This is a genomic window from Bradyrhizobium sp. CCGUVB14, assembly GCF_024199935.1.
Classification (GTDB): Bacteria; Pseudomonadota; Alphaproteobacteria; order Rhizobiales; family Xanthobacteraceae; genus Bradyrhizobium.
The window spans coordinates 804,571-828,638 of the sequence record NZ_JANADS010000001.1 but is presented as its reverse complement, the minus strand read 5'-3'; the positions used below and the strand labels follow the sequence as shown (position 1 = coordinate 828,638).

Here is a 24,068-nt window from a genome sequence, read left to right as displayed (position 1 = left end):
CCTTCAAGAGGCCGACGATCTCCGCATTGCCGAGCTCATACCGTCACAGCAAATCGGCTCTACTCGATCACCTCTCGGCTTCGACCAGCATCGTCGGTTGCACGTGCGAGCCAAGCCACCGATCACTCACGGGCCGAAGAGCGTCGATACGTTCCTGGCGGGACTGCGCGCGGCACAAGGGCTGCGATCTGTTTGACTTGAATCAAGCCTGGCGCAGCAAAGCTGCCCCGAATAGGCTGTTGACGGCCGCGCCAGGGCGCCGCCGCACAGCACGGAGATGGTCATGAGGTTCTCGAACTCTCTACGGACGACCGTTCTCGCCGCGGCCGGTGCCCTGCTCGTCACAGGCGCCCAGGCGGGCCCGATGCCGACATCCGTGGCCACGATCAAAGCGATGGTCGATCCCGTGACCACCGAAGTGCGCTGGGGTTACGGCTACCGCGGCGGCTACGGCTATCGTGGTGGCTATGGCTATCGTGGCGGCCTGGCCTATCGCGGCTACGGCTACCGCCGCCTCGGTTACGGGGTCGCCGGCGCCGTCGTCGGCGCCGGGATCGCGAGCGCTTACTACGGAGGCCATGGAAGCTATTACGGCGGCGACTATGGCGGCGGCTATTCCGCCTACGGCTATCCTTCCGGATACGGCTATGGCGGCGGCTACCACTATGTCGACGACTCCTGCATGCCGTCCGGTCCCTACTCGGGCTACTAGAGTCCGATCTGCCGAACGCTAGGCCACCAGCGCGGTATCGCCATCGATCCCGCGCTGCGCCGCCAGCAGGCTGATGATCTCGGCATTGGGCCGGGCCTTGCTGAACAGAAAACCCTGGCCCTCGTCGCAGCCCTCGGTGCGGAGGCAGCTCAGCTCGGCTTCGGTCTCGACGCCCTCGGCGGTGATGATGACGCCGAGGCCTTTGCCGAGGCTGACGATGGAGCGGATGATCGCCTGCGCCTCGCGATTGGCGCCGAGATCGCGGACGAAGGACTGGTCGATCTTGATCTTGTCGAACGGAAAGCTGCGCAGATAGCTGAGGCTGGAATAGCCGGTGCCGAAATCGTCCATCGAGATGCGGACGCCGAGCGCGCGCAGCGCATGCAGCGTCGCCAGCACCTGCGCGCTCTTCTCCAGCAGCAGCGTCTCGGTGATCTCGAGCTCGAGCCGCCGCGGCGGCAGGCCGGAATACTTCAGCGCGTCCGTGACCATCGAGAGCAGATTGCCGCTGCGGAACTGGAGCGGCGACAGATTGACGGCGACGCGGACGTCGTCCGGCCAAGTCGCGGCATCGAGGCAGGCGCGGCGCAGCATCAGGCCGCCGAGCGGATTGATCAGACCCGTCTCTTCCGCGACCGGAATGAACTCGGCCGGCGAGACCATGCCGCGCTCGGCATGCGGCCAGCGCACCAGCGCCTCGAAGCCGGTGATGCGGCCACTCTGGAGATCGACCAGCGGCTGGTAATACGGGCGCAGCACGTCGTTCTGGATCGCGTCGCGCAGCTCGACCTCGATCTTGCGGCGGCTCTGCGCTTTTGCATCTAACGCAGCCTCGAAGAAGGCGAAGGTGCCGCGCGCGTCGGACTTGGCCCGCGACAGCGCCATGTCGGCGCTCTTGAGCAGCTTTTCGGACTCGTCACCGTCGCCGGGCGCCATCGCGATGCCGATGGAGGCGCCGATCACCACCGAATGACCGTCGAGCAGATAGGGATCGGCGATGGCTTCAAGCAGGCGCTTTGCCAGGCCCACCGCGTCCTCGGGCCGGGTCAGGCCGCTCTGCACGATCGCGAACTCGTCAGAGTTCAGCCGCGCCAGCGCGTCCTCGTCGCGCAAGGTCGAACGCAGCCGCTTGGCGACGCCGCGCAGCAGCTTGTCGCCAACCGCGTGTCCCAGCGTGTCGTTGACCGCCTTGAAATTGTCGAGCCCGAGCATCAGGACTGCGACCTTCTCGGGGCTGCGCCGCGAATGCTGCAGCATCTCGTCCATGGTCTGGCGCAAAAGATTGCGGTTGGGCAGGCCGGTCAGCCCGTCATGCTGCGCCATGAAGGCAAGCCGCGCTTCGGCGCGCTTGCGCTCGGTGATGTCCATCAGCGCGAGCAGCACGGCGGGCCGTTCATCATAGCTCAGCTCGCGGGAATAGATCGCGAGATCGATCAGCGCGCCGTCGGCCTTGACGTGCTTCCAGGTGCGCGCGGCCTGCTCGTCGCTGGAGCGGTCGGTGGTCCAGGGCGGCTCGCTGTCGAAGGCCTGCAGTGAACGGATCTTCAGCTTCTCGAACTCGGCGCGGCTATAGCCGTAATGCGCGATCGCGGCGTCGTTGACGCCGAGAATGCGCTCGTCGTCGAGCGCGCAGACGATCATCGGAACGGGATTGCCATCGAACAGCAGGCGGAACGAGGCCTCGCGCTGCTTCAATTCGGTGATGTCGACGCGCAGGCCGACGACACCGCCGTCATCGGTGCGGCGTTCCTCGATCAGGATGACGCGGCCATCGGACAGCGTCTGCTCGTGGCGCTTGCCGGGCTCGTGGAGCTTCTTCAGTCGCTCGGCGATCCATTCGTCCTCGTGGCCGGCCGCTTCCGGATAATCGCCGCGGGCGACGCCGACCCGCAGCGTGTCTTCGAGGCGCGCGCCTTCGGCGAACAGATCGGCGGTCCTGCTGTAGATCTCGGAATATTGCTTGTTCCAGAGGACGTAGCGGCCTTCGGGATCGAGGATCACGATGCCTTGCGGCAGCAGGTCGACGGCCTGGCGCAGCCGCTCATGCGATTTGCGCGCTTCGATGATGGCGGCTTCGGCTTCCGCACGGCTCTGCACGAGCTGGTCGCGCTCGGCGGGCGGATGAGGCGCGCGCGCAAATCGCGGCTTGCGCGGCTGTCCGCCGCCCCTGGCAAGCACGTTGCGCTTTCGCTTTCCTGTTTTTTTGGACCCCAAACTCAACTTCACACGTCCTAGCCGCGCCCAGCGGACGCAAGTCTTGCTCCAAGTGTCTGAAAGAAAAGTAATCTTGGGTGGTCTCGTCCTCCGGCGAAGCGCTGTGCGGCAGCCGGGCGCCGGAGCGTCTTGCCTGTTTGCGAGGCGCAATCGGCGCCGGCGGCGCGTCGAACCAGCTTGCTCGTCGCGATCGTCGAGAGTGGAGATGCAAAAACGCGCAGTCTCCATGAATCAATTCCGGAATGCAGGCCGCTTGCATGCAGGAGCCGGGTGCATCTCGTTCCGCGCACGAATTTTGGTCAATGCAGGATAGAGTTATCGCGCCGTTAAGAATCGCGTCGCCGCAGCGGAAATTTGCGACTTTCGCACGATGTCCCCGCTGCCTTGAGGGCGCTCGGGTCGGAACTATGGATCGCGGCGTTACAGACTCTCACGCTTGATCGGCGCCAACGGCTGTAAAGACGTTGTGAGGCGGCGCCCCGCCGAAGGCCTCATCCTTAACCCTGACGCAGGCTTCGGCTATAAGGACGTCAGCATGAGTCCCCGCCGAATCGCCCCTCTCCTGCTGATGATGACGCTTCTGGCCGCCGGCGGCGCGCTGGCCCAGGACAAGGGCAGCGTGAACGCAAAACCGTTGCCGCCGCTCGCCCATCCGAACGATCCGCATCTCGGCGCCAAAGAGCTGTTCGCGCGAAAACTGCTGCCCTCGATGGGACCGGCGCATGTCATCGGCTCCTACGTGAAGGGCTGCATCGGCGGCGCCCAGCAGATGCCGCTCAACGGCGACAATTGGCAGGTGATGCGGCTGTCGCGTAACCGCAATTACGGTCATCCCGACATGATCGCGCTGATCAAGCGCCTGGCTACCAGGGCGCACAAGGACGCGGGCTGGCCGGGCATTCTGGTCGGCGACATCGGCCAGCCACGCGGCGGGCCGGCGCTATCAGGTCATGCCAGCCATCAGATCGGGCTGGATGCCGACATCTGGCTGACGCCGATGCCGGACCGTCGGCTATCGCGCGAGGAGCGCGAGGAGATGTCGGCGGTGATGATGGTGCGCGAGGACCGGCTCGACATCGATCCGAAAGTGTTCACGCCGGCCCACGTGCTGGTGCTGCGCGATGCGGCGCAAGAACCGGCGGTGCAGCGCATCTTCGTCAATCCCGCGATCAAGAAGGCGCTCTGCCGTGAAGCCAAGGGCGACCGCTCGTGGCTGTCGAAGATCCGGCCGTGGTGGGGCCACGACTATCATTTCCACATCCGCATGCGCTGCCCGGCGGGATCAGGCGAATGCGAGGGCCAGCCGTCGCAATCCGAGGACGAAGGCTGCAAGCCCTCCGATTTCGCCTATTGGTTCAGCGAGGGCGTGCTGCACCCAAAGCCGCCGCCGGAGCCGCCAAAGCCGAAACCGCCGATGACGCTGGCCCAGATGCCGGCGGCCTGCAAAGCGGTGCTGCGCGCGGGTGATGCGAAGCCGTAGGGCACACTGCCGCTCCATTTTCGGTTGTCGTCCCCGCGAAGGCGGGGACCCATAACCACAGGGAGGAGTGTGGGACATCGCTCACACTCCGGGTCTTCGTCAAACATCTCCCTGGGGGTATGGATCCCGGATCTGCGCTTCGCTTGTCCGGGATGACGGACTGCTGACTGGTCCGCATCCCCCCAAATGCGCTAGGATCGCCCGGCCGCGCGGCCGTAAGCCCGCGGCATTCCGGGATGCGCATCCCGTTCGCCGACGAAACCTGACTGCAAGCTGCGCCCACGCGCGGCCAACGATGAGATTTGACATGCGCGTCCTCGCTCTCCTTGCGGTGCTCTCGATCAGTGCGACCTCCGCTCTCGCTGCGGAGGAGCCCAGCGGCTGCGACAAGTTCAAATGGCCGATCGAGCGCGACCGCGCCGCGCTGACCGCGCCGGACCGCACCAAGCTCGCGTCGGGCGCCGAACAGGCCGCGGTCCCGGTATCGGCGATCACGCTGGGCCTGGTCGCGCCCCAGGAGGCAAAGCTGCCGACGCCGCCGGAGCGGGCGCCGAAGGACGGCACCTTTGCCGGCTTCACCAGCATCAAGGCGGCCAAGGCCGGGCTCTACACCATCAGCCTGTCCTCCGGCGCCTGGGTCGACCTGGTCCAGGACGGGCATTTCCTCAAGCCGGTGGCCTTCAGCGGCGCCACCGATTGCGACGGCATCCGCAAAACCATGAAATACGAGCTCTCGGACAAGCCGTTCGTGCTCCAGGTCAGCGGCGCCAAGGACAATTCGCTGTCGATTTCGATCCTGCCGGCGCAATGAGCGGGATGTTATTGTTTGCGCATGATCTTTTCGGAAAACCGCGACACACTTTTCCGGATCATGCGTTGGACAAAGGGTCGCCTTTGACCTGAAGCCCCGGCCTGCTATCTTCGCAGCTGCGATATCCCCGTCGGCCGTAAGCCGTTGCGGGGACACGTGGAACAGCGCTTCCGCCGGTCGCGACCTGAACCCACCCAACGCCAGATTTGCGCGTGCGTTAGCACGCGCGGGCTCGCACGGAGCGCCATCCATGTATCGTATTGCCGGACTTTTCACCGCCTTCGTCATGCTCGCGGGCGCGGGCCTCTCGCCTGCCGCCGCCGAGGACAAGACCATCACGGTCTTCGCCGCCGCGTCGATGAAGAACGCGCTCGACGAGGTTGACGCCGCCTACACCGCCAAGACCGGCGTCAAGTTTTCCGTGAGCTATGCCGCGAGCTCGGTCCTGGCCAAACAGATCGAGCAGGGCGCGCCGGCCGACGTGTTCGTCTCGGCCGACACCGACTGGATGGACTACGCCGCCTCCAAGAAGACCATCAACGAGCCTTCCCGCGTGAACCTGCTCGGCAACAGCATCGTGCTGATCGCGCCGAAGGACTCCAAGATCGACAACGTCACCATCGCGCAGGGCTTTGATCTCGCCAAGCTCGCCGGCGACGGCAAGATCGCGACCGGCGACGTCAAGTCGGTGCCGGTCGGCAAATACGCCAAGGCGGCGCTGGAGAAGCTCGGCGCCTGGCAGGCCGCGGAGCCGAAATTCGCCATGGCCGAGAGCGTGCGCGCCGCGCTGACGCTGGTCGCCCGTGGTGAAGCCAATCTCGGCATCGTCTATTCCACCGACGCCAAGGTCGAGCCCGGCGTCAAGATCGTCGGCACCTTCCCGGCGGATTCGCATCCGGCGATCATCTATCCCGTCGCGGCGACCACGACCGCGAAGCCCGAGACCAACGACTATCTCACCTTCCTGCGCTCGACGGCCGCCAAGACCATCCTGGAAAAATACGGTTTTAAGTTCCTGATCAGCCCGACCACTTGATCTTCGCGATCTGATATTACGACTTGATGCTCGACATCTCTCCCGCCGAATGGACGGCGATCCTGCTCTCGCTCAGGGTCGCCATCATCGCGACGCTGGTGGCAACGCCGTTCGGCATTGCGCTGGCGTGGCTGCTCGCCCGCAAGGATTTCTGGGGCAAGTCGGTGTTAGATGCCGTCGTGCATCTGCCGCTGGTGCTGCCACCTGTCGTCACAGGCTATCTGCTGCTTCTCACCTTCGGGCGCCGCGGCCTGGTCGGCGGCTTTCTCGCCGATCATCTCGGCATCGTCTTCGCCTTCCGCTGGACTGGAGCTGCGCTTGCCTGCGGCGTGATGTCGTTTCCGCTGCTGGTGCGCCCGATGCGGCTGTCGATCGAGGCGATCGACCGCCGGCTCGAACAGGCCGCCGAGACGCTCGGTGCCGCGCCTTTCAAGGTGTTCTTCACGGTGACGCTGCCCTTGGCCCTGCCCGGCGTGCTCGCCGGCATGGTGCTCGGCTTTGCCAAGGCGATCGGCGAGTTCGGCGCGACCATCACCTTCGTCTCCAACATTCCCGGCGAGACCCAGACCATCTCATCCGCGATCTACTCACTGATCCAGACGCCGGATGGCGACGCCGCCGCCGCACGACTCGTGATGATCTCGGTCGGGCTCGCGATCGGCGCGCTGATCGCCGCCGAATGGTTCGCCCGCCGCGCCACGCAGCGCCTGCACGGGAACTGACCATGCTGCGCGTCGATGTCGAAAAACAGCTCGGTGAATTCTCGCTTCAGGCGTCGTTCTCAAGCGAAGGCCGCGTCACCGGCCTGTTCGGCGCATCCGGCGCCGGCAAGAGTTCGCTGATCAACATGATCGCGGGCCTGCTGCGGCCCGATCGCGGCACCATCGTGATCGACGGCGAGACCGTCGACGACAGCGCCGCCGGCATTCATGTGCCGACCTATCGCCGCCGCATCGGCTACGTGTTCCAGGATGCGCGGCTGTTTCCGCATCTCAACGTCGCGCAGAATCTCGACTATGGCCGGCGGATGAACCGCCTCGCGGCCGATCCGGCGCAGCACAAGCGCGTCGTCGAGCTGCTCGACATCGGTGCCCTCCTTGACCGCCGCCCCGGAAAACTCTCCGGCGGCGAGCGCCAGCGCGTCGCGCTCGGCCGCGCATTGTTGTCGAAACCGCGCCTGCTGTTGCTCGACGAGCCGCTCGGCGCGCTCGACGAGGCCCGCAAGCTCGAGATTTTGCCCTATCTGGTCCGCCTGCGCGACGAGGCCAATGTCCCCATGGTCTATGTCAGCCACGACGTCGCCGAGCTGCGCCAGCTTGCGACGCAGATCGTGATGCTGAGGCAGGGCCGCGTGACGTCGTTCGGCGGGGTGAAGGTGCTGACGTAGGGGATGGTGCGGCAACATTTTCCGTCGTCGTCCTGGCTTTCGCCAGGACGACACCGAGGGTGTGGCAGCCCGCGCCCTCTAAACTCCCGTCACCGACGTCCAGATCTCCGCGAGCTTCTTCCGCATTGCCTGCCTGCGCGTCAGCGGCGCCGGGGTTTCGTCGTCTTCCGGCAGGCGGAGGCCGACGACGTTGACGCGGCCACCGGAGATGCTGCGCGCGACCAGCACGATCTCGCCGAGCGCAAGCTCGGCGCCTTCCTTCGGCGCGCGATCGAGATGAACGTCGAAATAGTCGGCCAACGTCAGCTTGCTGTCGTCGTCGCTTGCCGTCACGCCGTAGATCTCGGCGAGTTCGGCGAGCGTATGCTCGCCGGAGACCATGAAGTCGCCGAGCAGATGCGGATCGGGCGCCGAGCTTGGTTGCATATCGACGAAGAAGCGGTCGAGCGCCTCGGCCTTTTCCGGCGGTGCCAGCAGATAGATGTAATCGCCGGGCTCGATCGGCTCGGCTTCCACGGGCGTCAGAATGCTCTCCTTGCGGATCACCAGGGTCGGCTTGGACCAGGAGGGGATCAGACCGCGGCGGAAATACAGGCTCTTCGGCCGCACCGGATAGCCGACCAGCTGCTGTTCGAGCTGGCCGGGCAGATCCAGTTCGACGCGGCGCGGGCCGCGCTCGGCGCGCGGCAGCGCCACATGCAGCTTGCGCGCGGCGGGTGCGAGCGTCCAGCCTTGCAGCAGGAGCGAAATGATCACGACGACGAAGGCGACGTCGAAATAGAGATAGGCCTTTGACAGGCCGACCAGCATCGGGATCGAGGCCAGGAAGATCGCGACCGCACCGCGCAGGCCCGTCCAGGCGATGAAGATCTTTTCGCGCCAGTTGAAGCGGAACGGGGCGAGACACACGAACACCGCGATCGGCCGCGCCACCAGCATCAGGACGAAGGAGATACCGATCGCGGGCAGCACGCTGGAGCCGAGCCGGCTCGGTGACACCAGCAGGCCCAGCAGCACGAACATTACGATCTGCGCCAGCCAGGTCGCGGCATCGAGAAACGCCACCACCGAATTGTGCGCGCGCGTCGGCCGGTTGCCGATGATGATGCCCGCGAGATAGACGGCGAGGAAGCCGGAGGCGTGCATGATCTGCGAGCCGCCGAAAATCACGAGCGCGGCCGTGGTGACGAACGGCGCGTGCAGGCCCTGCGGAAGCGCGACCTTGTTGAGCCCGATGACGACGAGACGTCCGCCGATCACGCCGACGACGGCGCCGAGCGCCGCCTCCTGGACGAACTCCATCACCACATGGCCGGGCGAACTCGAGCCCAGCGAGATGTATTCGACCAGCATCAAGGTGAGGAAGATGGCGAAGGGATCGTTGGTGCCGGATTCGGCTTCCAGCGTCGCACCGACGCGCGGGCGCAGGCGCAGGCCCTGGGTATGCACCAGCAGGAACACCGCGGCGGCGTCGGTCGAGGCCACGACGGCGCCGACCAGCAGCGACTCGGCCCAGTTGAGATCGAGCGCGAATTTCGCGAACGGCGCCGTGATCAGCGCGGTCAGCAGCACGCCGACGGTCGCGAGCACCACAGAGGGCGCGAGCACGGTGCGGATGCTGGCGAAACGCGTCTTCAGGCCGCCGTCGAACAGGATCAGCGCCAGCGCTACCGAACCGACCAGATAGGTGGTGCCGACGTCGTTGAACTGGAGCTGGCCGGGACCTGAATCACCCGCCAGCATGCCGATCGCGAGGAAGACCAGCAGCAGCGGCGCGCCGAAGCGCAGCGCGAGCAGGCTCGAGAGGATACCGGCCATGACGAGGACGGCGCCGAGCAGAATGGCGATGCTGAAAGAGTCGAGGGAGGCCATCCACCTTCCGGGTTCAAATCGCTGGAATTGCATCCTTATCGTCGCCGTACCGGCGCGCCAACCCATTTTCTCCCGCTCGCGGCAATCTGCCCGTATTTTGCGGCCTTAACGCGCTTCACTTCGCGGTGTATCGATGGCCGGGCCGCTTCCTTTGTGGGATTCTGCGGCACTTTCGAATCAAATCCTCGCCCGACGAGACCTGTCCCGACGCGACCTTTCCAACGAGACTTGCCCGATGGACCTCAAAGACTTCATGGAGTTCGTGCAGACCACCGCGCGCAGCGTCGGGGCGGAAATCGCCTCGCCATGGTTCTACCTGCAGTTCGGGCTCATGCTGGCGGCGGCCGGGATCGCCTATGCGGCGGAAGCCGCCATTCGCAACCGGGTCGACATCACCTCGCTGGCGATGCGCTGGCCGCTGCCGCTTCGCCAGTTCGCCCGCGTGATGGTCGCGAGCGGCTCGACGGCGGTGTTCACCCTGCTCGTGATCATCTCCCGCATCGTGATGTATCATGCGACCTGGCCGAGCCGCAGCTACCTCCTCATGGTCGCCGCCAAGCTCGGGCTCGCCTGGCTCGCGATCCGGCTCGTGACCTCGGTGCTGCGCAACGCCTTCTTCGTCAAGCTGGTGTCGGTTGCGGCCTGGTTCTTCGCCGCACTGTCCATCCTCGGCCAGCTCGATACCACGGTCGAGCTGCTCGACTCCTACGCCATCGTGCTCGGCGGGTTGCGCTTGACGCCGCTGCTGGTGATCAAGGCCGGCGCGCTCCTGATCATCGCGCTCTGGCTCACCAACATCGCCAGCAATTTCGCCGAGAGCAAGATCAACTCGACGACCGACCTGACGCCGTCAGTCCAGGTGCTGCTGGTCAAGATCATCCGCATCGGGCTGCTTTCGATCGCGATCGTGATCGCGCTTGGCGCGGTCGGCATCGACCTCTCCGCGCTCGCAGTGTTCTCCGGCGCGGTCGGCGTCGGCATCGGTATCGGCCTGCAGAAGATCGTCGCCAATTTCATCTCCGGAATCATCCTGCTCGCCGACAAATCGGTGAAGCCGGGCGACCTCGTCACCATCGGCGACAACACCGGGCGCATCAGTGCGATGAAGACGCGCTATATTTCCGTGGCCGCCGGCGACGGCCGCGAGTTCCTGGTGCCGAACGAGGATCTGGTGACGCAGAAGGTCGTCAACTGGACCTATACCGACAAGAACACGCTGGTGAAGATCATCTTCGGCACCAATTACGACGCCGATCCCAGGCTGGTCTGCAGGCTCGCGATCGAGACCGCGGCTGCCCATCCGCGCGCGCAGAAGGGCAAGCCGCCGAACTGCATCCTGACCGAGTTCGCCGAAGCCGGCATGAAGTTCTCGCTGACCCTCTGGCTCGCGGACCCCGACGGCATGGACAACGTCAAAAGCGACGTGATGCTGTCGCTATGGGACGCCTTCAAGCGCGAGGGCATTCGGGTTCCCTACCCGGTCCGCGAAATCCGCGTCCGCGGCGGGGCGCTGCCGGTCGAAACCACCGTAGAAGTCCCGAATTGAGACCGCTTTCGGGCACATGGCGGGTGGGCCCCTTGTTTTGACGCGCTTTCTTCACGCGAACCAGGACCCACTTCGCTCGAAAACGCTCCTGCCAAGCTTGCACGAAGGCCCGCAATCATTAAATTAGGGCCTCAAATCAAGCCCTTCCGCCCTATTCCAGAAGATAGCGCCCGCATGAGCTACGTCGAAGCCACCGATACCTCCCTGCGCAAGACCGGACAGATCAAGCTGCATGGGCCGGCCGCCTTTGCCGGCATGCGCAAGGCGGGTGCCCTGGTGGCGAAATGCCTCGACGAGCTCACCGACATCGTCGGCCCCGGCGTTGCGACCGACCGCATCGACGAGTTCGTCCGCGAGTTCGCCTTCAGCCATGGCGCCTATCCGGCGACGCTGATGTATCGCGGCTATCGCTACTCGACCTGCACCTCGCTCAACCACGTGGTCTGCCACGGCATGCCCGGCGACCGTCCGCTGAAGGAAGGCGACATCGTCAACATCGACGTCACCTTCATCGTCGACGGCTGGTACGGCGATTCCAGCCGGATGTATGCGGTCGGCCCGATCGCGCGCAAGGCGGAGCGGCTGATCGAAGTGACCTATGAAGCGATGATGCGCGGCATCGCCGCCGTGAAGCCCGGCGCCACCACCGGCGACATCGGCCACGCCATCCAGAGTTTCGTCGAGCCGCAGGGCATGAGCGTGGTGCGCGATTTCTGCGGCCATGGCCTCGGCCGCATGTTCCACGACGAGCCGAACATCATCCATATCGGCCGGCCCGGCGAAGGCGTGCAGCTCAAGCCCGGCATGTTCTTCACCATCGAGCCGATGATCAACCTCGGCAAGCCGCATGTGAAGATTCTCTCCGACGGCTGGACCGCGGTCACCCGCGACCGCTCGCTGTCAGCGCAGTTCGAGCACTCGGTCGGCGTCACCGCCACCGGCGTCGAGATCTTCACGCTGTCGGAGCGGCACGGCGAGAAGCAGATCGGCTGATCTACCGGCCTCGCGCCGTCAGTCCAGCGTGAACAATTCAGCGCCTTCGATCGCGTAGTGCGCGAACAGAAAATCCCTGATGTTGACGATGCTGCCGTTCTCCCAGTCGAGCAGCACGAAGTAGCGCGGCGGGCCTGACGGATCCTGCGGATCGAACATGATGATCGCAGGGCGCCGGTCGACGAATCCGGGAACGCAGTGCCAGGGGCTGGTCTGCGCGTAACGCCCGAAATACTCGGCGACGTCGTGGCGGCCGGTACGGCGTGTCCTGTTGACCATCTCCAGCCGCACGTCGTCGGCCAGCATGTCGCGCAAGGAATCGAAGTCGCGGGCGTTGAAGCGCTCGACATAATGCATCAGGCGGGCGCGCTCCGCCGTGTCCAGCTCCGGAGGCCTGATGTCATCGGCTTCCTCCGCGAGCTCGCGGAGGCGGACGCGACCGCGTTGCAGGGCGCCCTTGGTGGCGGGAATGCTGCCGCCCATGATGGTGCAGACCTCGTCGACGGAATAGCCGAGCACGTCTCGCAGGATCACCGCACTCCGCTGCGCCACCGGCAGCCGCATGAAGGTCTGCAAGCTCGCAGCCACGATCTGGCGGTCGTTCACGGGGCTGGTCAAGGCGGCGATCATGTCCAGATCTTCATCGGAGTGAGCAGCGTTGTAGCGCGCGCGCCGGCGCAAGAAATCCAGCGCGGCATTGTGGGCGATGCGAAACAGCCAGCCTTCCGGATTGTCGAGCGGCTCAGTCCGCGGCGCCGCCTCGACGGCCTTGAGCAGCGCCTCCTGAAGCACGTCCTCGCCGTCGATGACCGAGCCCGTCATGCGCGCGCAGTAACGATGCAGCTGCGGCCGCATTTCCACCGCCAGGCGGTCGAGGGCTTGCTGGGCGGTCTCCCGGACCGCCCCCGAGTTGTTGCTGGTCACATCGTCGGTCAAGCAGGCTCTCCCCGTCGCCGACAGGCGTGATACGTCAATCGGAATCGAGATACCACCCACTGAGGGTCAGGCATGATTGACCTCGACGACCTCGCACAGGATCGTCTCGGCCTTCGCGATCGCAACAAGGCGCTGGACATACGGTGCGAACTTCGGATCCTTGCGGAAATTCTCGATATCCGCAGCACTTCGCCATTGCGAGTAGTTGATCGCACGCCCGCCCTCCTTGCCGGCGTGGACGCTGGACGAGATGAATCCGGGCTGCTTGCTGAAGAAGGTCTCGGTACCCTCCTTCAGGAGCTGGACCAGCTTCTGCTGGTTGTCCGGCTCGACCGTGAAGACGTTGACGAGGGTGGCGACGTCGCTGCCGGTGCGAATGGTGGCTTCCATTTTCGAACTCCTGTTCTGGCTGTAGGACGGGACGCTTTGAGCGGCAAGCAGGACGCCGGCACTCACGCCGGTGGCAACGACGGCGCGACGCGATGGCGTGGCTTTGATCTCTGACATCGATGTTCTCCCTTGAGGAAACCCTGCTGGCCGCTCGACGAGGCCCACAGCGCTAGAGACGAACGAGGAGGTGCAAAGGAAACGGTCGGTGCGGATTTTTTTTCGTCGGCGCCAGGCCCTAACGGCGCCGCGGGAACGACGACGGCGGCCGCCTGTAGGTCGCGGCAAAGGCATCGTTGAAGCGGCGAACGCTGCCGAAGCCGGCGGCGAAGGCGATCTCCGCCAGGGTCATCTCGGTCTGGTCGATCAGACGCTTGGCCTCCTGCACGCGCCGGGTCGCCGCGATATCGCTCGGGCTCGCGCCGGCATGACGCAGGAACAGGCGCAGCAGGTGGCGCGGCCCGACGCCGAGCGCGCCTGCGAGTTCCGTCATGGTGGCGCGATCGAGAAAGCCATCGTCGATCAGCCGCATCCCGCGGGCGACGGTGGTGGCCGTCCCCAGCCAGGCCGGAGAACCCGGCGCGGTTTCCGGCCGGCAGCGCAGGCAGGGACGGAAGCCGGCCCGCTCGGCCGCGGCTGCCGTCGCGTAGAAGGTGACATTCTCCGAGCGCGCCGGCCGAACCGGACAGACCGGCCGGCAATAGATGCGCGTCGAGCGAACACCGGAGAAAAACAGGCCGTCGAAATCCCGCGCACGTGCCAGCCGCGCCCGGTCGCAGGTCTCCCAGTCGAGATGCGGTGGCAGGGTTTGCCGTTGCGCCGGGCTCGTCATCATGCCGCGAGGATAGTTTCGATGCGGCCCGCCGAGTAGCTGAAATCGGACTCGATCGGACGATGAGGTCCGAATTCGGCCAGCCCGCGCCGCGGCTTCCTGATCATGCTGCCGGCAAATCAAGGAGCACACCGCATGAGCACGCAGGCCGAACAGGCAACATCGGACCAAGGTACCCTCGCCTGCGAGATCGCCCTGTTGCTGCTGCTCTCGCTGATCTGGGGAAGCTCGTTCACGCTGATCAAGGTGGCGATCCCCGCGATTCCGCCGTTCACGATGGTTGCGGCACGCGTGACCCTCGCGGCAGCTCTTCTCCTTCTCATTGCGACGGCGCAGGGGCACGCACTTCCTCGCCGGGGATCGGTCTGGGCTGCGTTTCTCGTGCAGGGCGTGCTGCAAAGCGCGCTGCCATTCACCCTGATCAGCTGGGGCGAGGCGCATATCACCAGCGGCCTCGCCGGCGTGCTCAATGCGACGCCGCCGATGTTCGTGCTTGCGATCGCCTTGATGACAGAGCGCGGGCGACAGGCGATCAGCGGCCGCAAGATCGCAGGCGTCGCTCTCGGCCTTGCCGGCGTCGCCGTGACCGTGGGGATCGACGCGCTGTCCGGAATCGGCACCGCCGCACCGCTGGCGCAGGCGGCCGTGCTCGGGGCGAGCCTTTGCTACGCGCTCGCGCCGATCTGGGGACAACGGTTCACAAGGCTTCCTGCGATCGTCACGGCGGCAGGCGCCATGAGCTGCGCCGCAATCCTGATGCTGCCTGCGGCCGCGATCCTCGAGCGACCATGGCTGCTGGCGCCGCCCCAAGCGCAGGCGATCGTAGCTGTCATCGCACTGGCCGTGGTCTGCACGGCGCTCGCGATGGTGATCTATTTCCGGCTGATCCGCACGATCGGCCCACTCGGCACCACCAGCGGGAGCTATCTGCGGGCGGGTTTCGCGGTGATGCTCGGCACAACCCTGCTCGGCGAGAGCTTCACCTGGTCAATTCTCGCCGGAATGGCGCTCATTCTCGCCGGGGTGGTCATTGTCACGCTGCCTGCGCGACATGATCAGAAACCACGGGGCTGATTGTCGCCATCTTCAAAGCCTGATCTTGCCATCCTGTTTCCCGATGACGATCTCTCGTCAAGCAGACAGGAGAGACGGAGTGAGCACATCGACGCGCCGCGGCTTTCTCGGGTTTGTGTCGGCCAGCGCCGCGGGCCTGTTGTCGGACCGCGCGGACGCTGCCCCCGTTGCCGCGGACGCCCAGCCCGCCTGCATCCTGACGCCGCAGGCGGAGGAAGGCCCGTTCTATTCCGACCCGAAACTCGTGCGATCCGACATCGCCGCGAGCAGGCCCGGGGTGCCGCTGACCTTGCGGCTGCGGGTGATCGATGCCGGATCGTGCACGGCGATCCATGACGCACGGATCGACATCTGGCACTGCGACGCGAAGGGGCTCTATTCGGCCTTCGCCGGCCAGAGTGACAACCACAATGTCGATGCGACCGGCCAGACGTTCCTGCGCGGCACGCAAACGACCGACGGCGCCGGCTGGGTGACGTTCAACACGATCTATCCCGGCTGGTATGACGGCCGCACCACCCACATCCATTTCAAGGTTTTTCTCCGCGACCGGACCGTGCTGACCGGGCAGACCTTCCTGCCGGATGCACTCAACGAGTTCATCTATACCAACGTCCCCGATTACGGCGGCCGCGCACGGCAACGCATGGTGATCAATGCCAACGACCACGTCATCGAGCGCTCCGATCCCGAGCATCGCGCCTTCTGCGCGGTGAAGGAGGAGCGCGACCGCTACGTCGCGACATTGACGCTCGGCGTCGATCGCCGCGCAGAGGCGACGGTCGGACGTGCGGGCCCGCCGCCACCGCCGCCCGGCATGCACGGCGGACCGCCACCGGGGCCGCCGCCCGGCGGCATGGGCGGCCCCATGTTCGGACGCCCGATCGGGGACCGGCTGGCTGCGCTGGTGCCGGGGTTGAAGCGCGACCGTTGAACGGTCGTTGCCGCTCCGCGCGATCTTTGCTAGGCAGGGCGCGCCGAAAAAGGCATGGCCGGATTGGTAAGCCCGGCCTGTTCCTGATTGTCCAGGAATTCTGCCACCGTCTTCACGGGTGGACCCACGGCCGGACAGAGTGACGCGATCGTCACGCTGACCGGCGTGTCGTGTCACCGTGTCAACCCGGCCGCCGCCTCAGTGTGGGATCTCGCCTCGTCCGTTCATTCACCTTGAACGGAGACAGACCTATGCGACTGCAACATCTCAACCTGGCGACGTCGGACGTGGTGGCCCTTGCCGCCTTCTTCGAGCGCTTCTTCGGCTTCACGCCCTCAGCGGGGCGCGGCGACGCGCTCGTCGTCCTGCGCAACAAGGAGGATTTCGTCCTCACCGTGATGCGCGGCAAGACAGGCGAGGCGGCCAACTATCCCGCCAACTTCCACATCGGGTTCTATTATGACGAGGCGAGCGAGGTCGAGGCCAAGCATGCCGAGCTGACGGCCGCAGGCCTGAACCCGGGTCGGATCGCCTTCATGGATCGCGGCGGCGGCGCGCGCGTGCCGCATTTCTACTGCAACGCGCCGGGCGACGTGCTGGTCGAAATCTGCACACCGCCGGGCGGCCTGACGGCGTAGGCTGGATGGCGCCTCCTGCGGGCGGCAGCGAAACCGCCCGCAGGACGTCCCGACACTTCATGGTTGCAAAACGCGCCGCGTACGGCATGGTTGTGCCGATGCCCGCCAAAGCCAAGCCTGACGACAGCACGCCCGAAGAGACGCCGCATTATCTCGGCCATCGCGAGCGGCTGCGCGAGCGCTTCTACACCGCCGGCGCGGATGCGCTCAGCGACTACGAGCTGTTGGAAATGGCACTGTTTCCGGCGCTGCCCCGGCGCGACACCAAACCGCTGGCGAAGACGCTGATCAAGACCTTCGGCTCGTTCGCCGAGGTCATCCATGCGCCGGTGGCGCGGTTGCGCGAGGTCCACGGCGTCGGCGAAGCCGCGATCAACCAGCTCAAGCTGATCGCCGCGGCGGCGCACCGCGTCGCCAAGGGCGAGGTCAACAGCCGCAACGCGCTGTCGTCCTGGAACGAGGTGATCGCCTATTGCCGCACCACCATGGCCTTCGCCGACAAGGAGCAGTTTCGCCTGCTTTTCCTCGACAAGCGCAACCAGCTCATCGCCGACGAGATACAGCAGACCGGCACCGTCGACCACACCCCGGTCTATCCGCGCGAGGTGATCAAGCGCGCGCTGGAGCTGTCGGCGACCGCGCTGATTCTGGTGCATAACCACCCCTCCGGCGATCCTTCGCCGTCGCAGGCTGATATCCAGATGACCAAGGCGATCATCGACATCGCCAAGCCTTTGGGGATCGCCGTGCATGACCACATCATCGTCGGCAAGAACGGCCATGCCAGCCTGCGCGGGATGCGGCTGATCTGAGAAACCTTCACGCAAGCGATGAGATGACATGAGCGACTGGCTGCACAATCTGCCCGTGCCCTTGATGGCGCTGGTCATCTTCGGCTTCACCTATCTGCTGGCGGCGACGGTGTTCGGCTTCGTCGCGCTGGTGGCGACGGAGGAGCGGGCGAAGGCGCTGAAGGCGATCTCGCCCGGCATGCTGCCCGTGCTCGGCATCATCTTCGGCCTGTTCGTCGCCTTCACTGCGGCGCAGGTCTGGGGTGACAGCGACCGCGCCGGCGCGGCGGTGAGCCGCGAGGCCAGCGCACTGCGCAGCGTCGTTCTGCTCGCCGCCGGCCTGCCGGCGGAGCAGGAAGCAAAGCTCAGCGGACTGGTGCGTGACTATGTCAATCAGGCCGTCACCGTGGAATGGCCGATGATGGCGCATCAGGAGGCTTCGCTGAAGGCAACGCCGCCTCCGCTCGCCGAAGCCTTGCAGCTCGTCATCGCGATGACGCCACAGGGCACGGGTCAGTCGACGGCGCAGCACGAGATCGTCGGCGCGCTGGAGCAGGCGCTGGATGCGCGGCGGCAGCGGATCATCGTCAGCCTGGCCTCGGTCAACGCGGTGAAATGGTGGTGCCTGTATCTCCAGGCCCTGTGCGAGTTGCTGGTGATCGGCTTCGTTCATTGCGACAACCGACTGGGATCGGCGATCGCGATTGCGCTGTTCGCGACCGGCGTCGCTACCTCGGTGCTCCTGATCGCGGCGCATGATCGTCCGTTCACCGGCCAGATCTCGATCTCGCCGGAGCCGCTGCGCCAGATCATGCCGGAAGCGCCCGCCGGACGAAATTGATCAAGCCGGCAGCCAGGCTCTCGCCCTACTCGGGCGCCAGCGTGCAGTTCAGCATCCATTGCACACCGAAGCGATCGGTGAGCTTGCCGTAGTAGCCCCAGGGCTGGATTCCGAGCGGCGTGGTGATGGTACCGCCTTCGGCGAGACGCGCGAACAGGTCTGTCGTTTCCTGCGCGTCGTCCATCATCAGGTGGTGCGCCGAGCCGCGCATCGGCTCGGCATCGTCATTGTCGGATGCATAGAACTGGATGCCCGGTCCCTCGAATTTCGCGTGCATGATCTTGCCCTGCATCGGCCCGGCGGCGCCGTGGCGCTTGATCTCGGTCACCTCGCCGAGACCGCAGGCGGTATAGAACGCGAGCGCCGGCTCGCACTGGGTTGTGAAGAAGAGATAATTCGACATCTGCATCTGCGGCTCTCCCCTTCGGTCGATCAGGTTTCGGCACAGGCTTTGAGCGCAGCCGCGCGGCACGCCGAGGCAATGGCCGCGCTGACATCCTTGTCGGCGACCGCCCTTGCCATCGTGACACCGCCGGACAGGATCGAGAGCAGCGCCCAGGCGCGCGCGCGTCTGTCCTTGGACGATCGACCGGGCAGGCCGTCGGCCACCGCGCTCACCACGCCCTCGATCTCGGCCTCGAACACGGTCTTGATTCCGACGTCTGCGCGCTGCACCTCCGACGTCAGGCTCTGCAAGGCGCAGCTCGAACCGAGCTCGCAGACCCGCTTTTGCCCGAGATAGAAATCGACGAATGCCGCGACCCATTTGGCACCGTGCTCGGCCCGCAGGGCTTCGACACCCTGGCGCAGCTCTTCGAGGCCCGCCACCAGCGCAGCCTTGAACGCCTCGCCCTTGGACGAGAAGTGCCCGTAGAACGCGCCCGAGGTCACCTCGGCCTCCTTGGCAAGGCCGTCGACACCGATGCCGCCAAAACCCTGACGACGAAAACCGCGGCCGGCGGCCGCCACCATGCGCGCGCGGGCTTCTTCCTTGTGTCCGGACTTGTATCGCACCAGCGCACCTCGTCATATAACGATCGTTATTTTAATGTTGACGGCACCGCCCTCGTCGTGCGAATGCAATCACGATCGTTATATAACGATCGCAATATTATCGCAAGCCGCGATCGCAGCCGGCGTTCGCGGCGCTCACACCACGAAGGGAGTTTTGGTCATGCCGATCACCGTCGTCGCCACGGATGGCATCTTCAGTGCAACCGCCGAGAAAACCATGTTCGCCGATCTGACCGCCTCGTTTCTCAGGCACCATGATCTCGCGGGCAATGCCTTCATCACGCCGAACGTGATCGGCGAGATCAGCACGATCCCGAAAGGCCGGTCGTTCGCCGGCGGGACGTCGAACGACATCGTCGTGGTCGAATTGAAGGTCCCGTCCTTCGCACTGGCGAGCCCGGAGCAAAAGGCGGGCTTCATCGCAGACGCCACCGACATCGCGTTCAAGGCCGCGGAAGGCCGTCATCCGCGGGAGCGGATTTTCGTCAACATGGTCTACGCGGTGGACGGCCTGTGGGGCATCGGCGGCAAGGCCTACACCAATGCCGAGCTTGGCGACGCCGTCAGCCGGGCTAACGCTGCCTAGCGGCAGGGGCAGACAAGGCAGCGCCGGCGCGTGCGAGACGACGCCGGCGCTGTCCGCTCAGTAGCAATATCTCGGATCGACCGGGACGTAGCGGCCATCCGGGCGCTGCATGTAGCAGCCGCGCTGATAGGCGTAATAGCCGGACCGGCGACGCTCGCCTTCGGAGGCGATCGCAGCCCCCGTGCCGGCGCCGACGACAGCACCGATGGCGGCGCCGCGGCCGCCGCCAAGCGCACCGCCCACGATCGCTCCGCCGACGCCGCCGAGGATGGCGCCGCCGATAGCGTCCTGCGCCACCGCGTCATGGACCGGGATGGCCATCGCGACCGCGAAACATGCTGCAATTCCAAGACGTCGAAGCATTCCCGAATCCTCCCATCTGATGCGGCCAGTCATAGCGTTTGGGACGATCCCGGGCCAGAATAATCGCGTGAATCCGGCTTGTTTCCGCCCTTTACGTCACGGGGCCAGCCTGTCGCGACAACCAGCGGAGGCCTCAGATCGAGGGTGCGCTTGCCGCGGCTACGGCGCGACCCAGCGCTGCACGGCTTCCATTGTGTCCGCGGGCGTCGTGTTGAAGCAGATCGCGGCCTGCGGCGCCAGGCGGTGGACGAGGTTGAGCACCTTCTCGAACAGCAGCAGCCGTTCCTTCGGCTCGCGCAGGCCTGCGCCAATGACGATGCAATCGAAGCGCTCGTCGCGCAGCGCCACCGTGACTGCCGCTTCCGCCGCCTCGTCGAGATCGATCAGGCAGCTCGTGACCTCGTAGCCGAGACCGCGCAGGCGCAAGAGCTGCGCTTCGATATAGTTGCGGACCATCGCCGGCGTGAGCTGCGGAAACGCGCTGTAGTCCGCACTGCCGGGTTCGATGCCGATCGCGAGAACGCGCTTGGCCATCGCAGGATTCCTCGATCAGACCGTCTCTATTGCTAACGGACCGCCACCCGGCAAGTTCCCGGATTGCGTGTGGCGCCGCCGCGCTCGCGCATACGTCGTTGCGTCCTTTGATCGCAACCTTTCGCGCTGCACGTGTAAGCCATTTCACATGCGCTCCGGCGATGGCCTGCCACATTTGCCGAACCACACCCAGAGCCCGTGCCTGCCGGCAGTGGCATGCGGCTCACGCCTGATTGCACAACGACCTGATAATTTTAACAATTCGCGGGAGCGGGAGATGGTATCATACGAGAGTCTGAAAAGCGGGTATGAAAGGAACTGGGCCAATCTCCAGATCCGGCCCGCACGCCTTGGCGAGGCCAACGCGACGGCACGCAAGGCGATCAACGGCAAGGCGACCTATCAGCAGATCGAGCGGCTGACCGGTGTACCCTGGTACTTCATCGCGCTCTGCCATTATCGCGAATCCAATTTCGATTTCGACACCTATCTCGGCAACGGCGAAACGCTGAAGCGCGTGACGTGCCTCGTTCCGAAAGGCCGCGGCCCGTTCTCCTCGTTCGTCGACGGCGCCGTGGACGCGCTGCGGATCCAGCACTTCGTCGGCACGCAGGACTGGTGCATCGCGCGTACGCTGTACCGGCTCGAATGCTTCAACGGTCTCGGCTATCACGCCAAGGGCGTCAACTCGCCCTATCTCTACGGCGGCTCGACCCTCTACGGACCAACCGAGGCAAATGCCGGCAAGTTCGTCGCGGACCACGTCTTCGACCCGAGCCATGTCGATACGCAGCTCGGCACCGCGGTGGTCCTGCATGCGATGATGTCACAGGATTCCTCGATCACCATCGACGACAGCCCGTCCATTGCCCCCCGTTCCGAGCCGGACGAGGACGTGGCGTCGTCGGTGCTGCTGATGCAGCAGACGCTCAACAGGCTCGGCGCCAATCCACCGCTCGACGAAGACGGCATCAGCGGACCGAAGACCAAGGCGGCGGTCTCGCAATTCCAGCAACAGCACGCCCTCGAGGATACCGGCCTGCTCGACGGGACCACGATCGCCGCCATCACGCGCGCCGGCCTGCAACCGGTCCGGACAGCAAATATCGATCTCTCCCAGGTTCTGGGGCGGCTGGAAAACCTTGCACAGCTTCTGCAGCCGGGAGCGACCCCGACAGGTGCAACGCCGATCGCGATCCCGCCGATAGGAACAGTGCCTGCAGGGTCATCCAACCAGCTATCCCAGATCCTCAACCAATTGCAGAACCTCACGCAGGCCTTGCAGCCGGGAGCAACAACGCCAGTAAGTACGACTCCCGCGGCCAACCCGACGGTCAATGTGCTTGGACAGCTCCTCTCTCTCATCACCAAGACCGTCCCCGGCACGCCGGCGACAGCTAATCCCGCTTCGACCGATCAGCTCAAACAGGTGGTCGATCTGCTCAGCGCCTTGCTCAGCAACAAGCCTGTGCTCGGACAGGTCAATGGCGCGCTCGGCCAAACCATCGGCAAAATGCTGGATGGCAAGAAGACGGCGCTCGGAATTGGCGGTTCGCTCATTACCGCGCTGCTCTCTGCCGTGACGGCAAGCCCCAATGCGGGAGGCCTGGCTGGATTGTTCGGGACGATTGCATCGGCAGTGCCGGGCCTGAGCCAATTCGCGCTTCCCATCTCGCTGGCACTGACGGCCTGGGGCGTGCTCGGCAAGATGGAGAAATGGGCGCAGGGCACTGCGCCACCGCCCAAGCCGACGACCTAAAGCTGCTCGCCTGCGAGCGCCGCGGCGCGGCGCTCCATCAGCGCGCGTTCACGTGCGTTGGTCGCAAGATGCGCGGCGGCCGCGAACGCCTGCCGCGCCTCTGCGCGCCGTCCGAGCTTCTGCAGGAAATCACCACGAACCGCCGGCAGATGATGATAGGCCGACAGTGCCGGTGCGCCGGCGACCCCGTCCAGCACGTCGAGCCCGGCCTGCGGTCCCTCGGCCATGCCGACCGCGACCGCGCGATTGAGCTCGATGATCGGCGAGCGCACCAGAAACGTCAGCTCGGCGTAAAGCTGCGCGATGCGCCGCCAGTCGGTATCTGCAGCCGTTTCCGCCGTGGCGTGACACGCCGCAATCGCGGCCTGAAGCGCATAAAACCGTCCCGCACCGCCGAGCTCGCGGGCCCGTTCGAGCGACCGCAGGCCACGACGGATCTGCGAGCGATCCCAGAGCGCGCGATCCTGGTCCATCAGCAGAATGGGGTCGCCGCTTGCATCGGTCCGTGCGCGCGCCCGCGCGGCATTCAAATCCATCAGGGCGACGAGGCCGTGAACCTCGGGCTCGTCCGGGGCGAGGCCGGCGAGCACGCGGCCCATGCGCAGCGCTTCGTCGCAGAGCTGCGGCCGCAGCCATTCGTCGCCCCGCGCCGCGAGATAGCCCTCGTTGAAGATGAGGTAGACGACCTCCAGCACCGAGGCGAGACGCTCCGACAGAGCCTCGCCGCTGGGCGTCTCATAGGCGAGGCCGGAATTCGACAGCGTGCGTTTGGCACGGACGATGCGCTGGGAGATGGTGGCCTCTGGCACCAGATAGGCGCGGGCGATCTCGGAGGTGGTGAGCCCGCAGATCATCCGCAGCGCCAGCGCCGCGCGCGCCTCGCGCGACAGGATCGGATGACAGGCGGTGAAGACGAGCCGCAGCAATTCATCGCCGATATCATCGTCGAGCGCGGCGTCGAAATCGGGCACGATCTCCTGCTCCTGCAACATGTCGCGCGCCAGCATGTCGTGCTTCTCGCCAAGCATCTTGCCGCGGCGCAAGTGATCGAGCGCACGTCGCTTTGCGGTCGTCATGAGCCAGGCGCCGGGATTGTCGGGCACGCCGATGGCCGGCCAGGCTTCCAGCGCCGCAACCAGCGCGTCCTGGGTCAGCTCTTCCGCAAGCGGCACATCGCGCAGCATCCGCGACAGCGTCGCGATCAGCCGCGGCTGCACGACGCGCCAAGTTGCGTGAATCGCGGCGCGGACGGCTTGATCAATGTCGGCGGCCGTCATCGCCGCCGACCAGAGCCATTTCCGTTCCGACTGGGTCGGAACGGGGCTCTG

At 65.6% G+C, this 24,068-nt stretch carries 25 protein-coding genes; 15 read left to right on the top strand and 10 right to left on the bottom strand.

Features of this window, described 5'->3' with window-relative positions; all coding sequences use genetic code 11:
- Positions 1-283: 283 nt before the first annotated feature.
- Complete coding sequence (locus NLM32_RS03950) at positions 284-712, top strand: hypothetical protein (protein ID WP_254127971.1); 429 nt, start codon at positions 284-286, stop codon at positions 710-712.
- An 18-nt stretch (positions 713-730) separates the two neighbouring features.
- On the opposite strand, the gene NLM32_RS03945 is transcribed toward NLM32_RS03950, so the two are convergent.
- A complete protein-coding gene (locus NLM32_RS03945) occupies positions 731-2,890 on the bottom strand; it encodes an EAL domain-containing protein (RefSeq protein WP_254127970.1) in 2,160 nt (719 codons plus the stop codon).
- 571 nt (positions 2,891-3,461) lie between these two features.
- Here NLM32_RS03945 and mepA point away from each other — a divergent pair.
- The 5 genes from mepA to modC all read left to right on the top strand — a co-directional run bounded on the left by mepA (position 3,462) and on the right by modC (position 7,640).
- Entirely contained in the window at positions 3,462-4,406 is a 945-nt protein-coding gene (gene mepA, locus NLM32_RS03940) for a penicillin-insensitive murein endopeptidase (protein ID WP_254127969.1), read from the top strand.
- A gap of 307 nt (positions 4,407-4,713) precedes the next feature.
- On the top strand, positions 4,714-5,217 hold the full coding sequence (locus NLM32_RS03935) for a hypothetical protein (RefSeq protein WP_254127968.1): 504 nt from the start codon (positions 4,714-4,716) through the stop codon (positions 5,215-5,217).
- A gap of 250 nt (positions 5,218-5,467) precedes the next feature.
- A complete protein-coding gene (gene modA / locus NLM32_RS03930) occupies positions 5,468-6,253 on the top strand; it encodes a molybdate ABC transporter substrate-binding protein (protein WP_254127967.1) in 786 nt (261 codons plus the stop codon).
- A gap of 26 nt (positions 6,254-6,279) precedes the next feature.
- Entirely contained in the window at positions 6,280-6,975 is a 696-nt protein-coding gene (gene modB / locus NLM32_RS03925) for a molybdate ABC transporter permease subunit (protein ID WP_254127966.1), read from the top strand.
- A gap of 2 nt (positions 6,976-6,977) precedes the next feature.
- Positions 6,978-7,640, top strand: coding sequence for a molybdenum ABC transporter ATP-binding protein (modC, locus tag NLM32_RS03920; RefSeq protein ID WP_254127965.1), 663 nt, complete (start codon positions 6,978-6,980; stop codon positions 7,638-7,640).
- 78 nt (positions 7,641-7,718) lie between these two features.
- On the opposite strand, the gene NLM32_RS03915 is transcribed toward modC, so the two are convergent.
- Positions 7,719-9,512, bottom strand: a complete 1,794-nt coding sequence (locus NLM32_RS03915) for a potassium/proton antiporter (protein WP_254127964.1) — start codon at positions 9,510-9,512, stop codon at positions 7,719-7,721.
- A 235-nt stretch (positions 9,513-9,747) separates the two neighbouring features.
- Here NLM32_RS03915 and NLM32_RS03910 point away from each other — a divergent pair, with 235 nt between their 5' ends.
- A complete protein-coding gene (locus NLM32_RS03910; RefSeq protein WP_254127963.1) occupies positions 9,748-11,058 on the top strand; it encodes a mechanosensitive ion channel family protein in 1,311 nt (436 codons plus the stop codon).
- 174 nt (positions 11,059-11,232) lie between these two features.
- Positions 11,233-12,051: a type I methionyl aminopeptidase gene (map, locus tag NLM32_RS03905; protein ID WP_254127962.1), complete on the top strand. Its 819-nt coding sequence runs from the start codon at positions 11,233-11,235 to the stop codon at positions 12,049-12,051.
- Between the two features lie 18 nt (positions 12,052-12,069).
- On the opposite strand, the gene NLM32_RS03900 is transcribed toward map, so the two are convergent.
- The 3 genes from NLM32_RS03900 to NLM32_RS03890 form a co-directional block, all read right to left on the bottom strand.
- Complete coding sequence (locus NLM32_RS03900; protein ID WP_375143520.1) at positions 12,070-12,987, bottom strand: sigma-70 family RNA polymerase sigma factor; 918 nt, start codon at positions 12,985-12,987, stop codon at positions 12,070-12,072.
- A gap of 66 nt (positions 12,988-13,053) precedes the next feature.
- The gene (locus tag NLM32_RS03895) at positions 13,054-13,494 is read right to left on the bottom strand and encodes an antibiotic biosynthesis monooxygenase (protein WP_254127961.1); all 441 of its coding nucleotides are present in this window, start codon (positions 13,492-13,494) and stop codon (positions 13,054-13,056) included.
- A gap of 118 nt (positions 13,495-13,612) precedes the next feature.
- Positions 13,613-14,209, bottom strand: coding sequence for a bifunctional transcriptional activator/DNA repair enzyme AdaA (locus NLM32_RS03890; protein ID WP_254127960.1), 597 nt, complete (start codon positions 14,207-14,209; stop codon positions 13,613-13,615).
- 132 nt (positions 14,210-14,341) lie between these two features.
- Here NLM32_RS03890 and NLM32_RS03885 point away from each other — a divergent pair, with 132 nt between their 5' ends.
- The 5 genes from NLM32_RS03885 to NLM32_RS03865 all read left to right on the top strand — a co-directional run bounded on the left by NLM32_RS03885 (position 14,342) and on the right by NLM32_RS03865 (position 18,484).
- Positions 14,342-15,280, top strand: a complete 939-nt coding sequence (locus NLM32_RS03885) for a DMT family transporter (RefSeq protein WP_254127959.1) — start codon at positions 14,342-14,344, stop codon at positions 15,278-15,280.
- A gap of 79 nt (positions 15,281-15,359) precedes the next feature.
- On the top strand, positions 15,360-16,214 hold the full coding sequence (locus tag NLM32_RS03880) for an intradiol ring-cleavage dioxygenase (protein ID WP_254127958.1): 855 nt from the start codon (positions 15,360-15,362) through the stop codon (positions 16,212-16,214).
- A gap of 251 nt (positions 16,215-16,465) precedes the next feature.
- Positions 16,466-16,852: a VOC family protein gene (locus NLM32_RS03875; protein ID WP_254127957.1), complete on the top strand. Its 387-nt coding sequence runs from the start codon at positions 16,466-16,468 to the stop codon at positions 16,850-16,852.
- Between the two features lie 98 nt (positions 16,853-16,950).
- Positions 16,951-17,664 (top strand): DNA repair protein RadC, encoded by a 714-nt coding sequence (gene radC, locus NLM32_RS03870; RefSeq protein ID WP_254135201.1) that lies wholly within the window; start codon positions 16,951-16,953, stop codon positions 17,662-17,664.
- Between the two features lie 28 nt (positions 17,665-17,692).
- Positions 17,693-18,484, top strand: coding sequence for a DUF4239 domain-containing protein (locus NLM32_RS03865; RefSeq protein WP_254127956.1), 792 nt, complete (start codon positions 17,693-17,695; stop codon positions 18,482-18,484).
- Positions 18,485-18,509: 25 nt separating this feature from the next.
- On the opposite strand, the gene NLM32_RS03860 is transcribed toward NLM32_RS03865, so the two are convergent.
- Both NLM32_RS03860 and NLM32_RS03855 read right to left on the bottom strand, forming a co-directional pair.
- Positions 18,510-18,893, bottom strand: a complete 384-nt coding sequence (locus NLM32_RS03860) for a VOC family protein (protein WP_254127955.1) — start codon at positions 18,891-18,893, stop codon at positions 18,510-18,512.
- A 23-nt stretch (positions 18,894-18,916) separates the two neighbouring features.
- Positions 18,917-19,498: a TetR family transcriptional regulator gene (locus NLM32_RS03855; protein ID WP_254127954.1), complete on the bottom strand. Its 582-nt coding sequence runs from the start codon at positions 19,496-19,498 to the stop codon at positions 18,917-18,919.
- Between the two features lie 160 nt (positions 19,499-19,658).
- Here NLM32_RS03855 and NLM32_RS03850 point away from each other — a divergent pair, with 160 nt between their 5' ends.
- The gene (locus tag NLM32_RS03850; protein ID WP_254127953.1) at positions 19,659-20,084 is read left to right on the top strand and encodes a Tautomerase enzyme; all 426 of its coding nucleotides are present in this window, start codon (positions 19,659-19,661) and stop codon (positions 20,082-20,084) included.
- A 57-nt stretch (positions 20,085-20,141) separates the two neighbouring features.
- Here NLM32_RS03850 and NLM32_RS03845 read toward each other — a convergent pair whose 3' ends face one another.
- Positions 20,142-20,447 (bottom strand): glycine zipper domain-containing protein, encoded by a 306-nt coding sequence (locus NLM32_RS03845; protein ID WP_254127952.1) that lies wholly within the window; start codon positions 20,445-20,447, stop codon positions 20,142-20,144.
- 159 nt (positions 20,448-20,606) lie between these two features.
- Positions 20,607-20,981, bottom strand: coding sequence for a hypothetical protein (locus tag NLM32_RS03840; protein ID WP_254127951.1), 375 nt, complete (start codon positions 20,979-20,981; stop codon positions 20,607-20,609).
- Between the two features lie 277 nt (positions 20,982-21,258).
- Between NLM32_RS03840 and NLM32_RS03835 the strand changes: the two genes are divergently transcribed.
- Positions 21,259-22,740 (top strand): peptidoglycan-binding protein, encoded by a 1,482-nt coding sequence (locus NLM32_RS03835; RefSeq protein WP_254127950.1) that lies wholly within the window; start codon positions 21,259-21,261, stop codon positions 22,738-22,740.
- Here the strand turns inward: NLM32_RS03835 and NLM32_RS03830 are convergent.
- Positions 22,737-24,017 carry an RNA polymerase sigma factor gene (locus NLM32_RS03830; RefSeq protein WP_254127949.1) on the bottom strand — a complete coding sequence of 427 codons (1,281 nt, stop codon included), beginning with the start codon at positions 24,015-24,017 and terminating at the stop codon, positions 22,737-22,739. The genes NLM32_RS03835 and NLM32_RS03830 overlap by 4 nt on opposite strands.
- Positions 24,018-24,068: the final 51 nt, after the last annotated feature.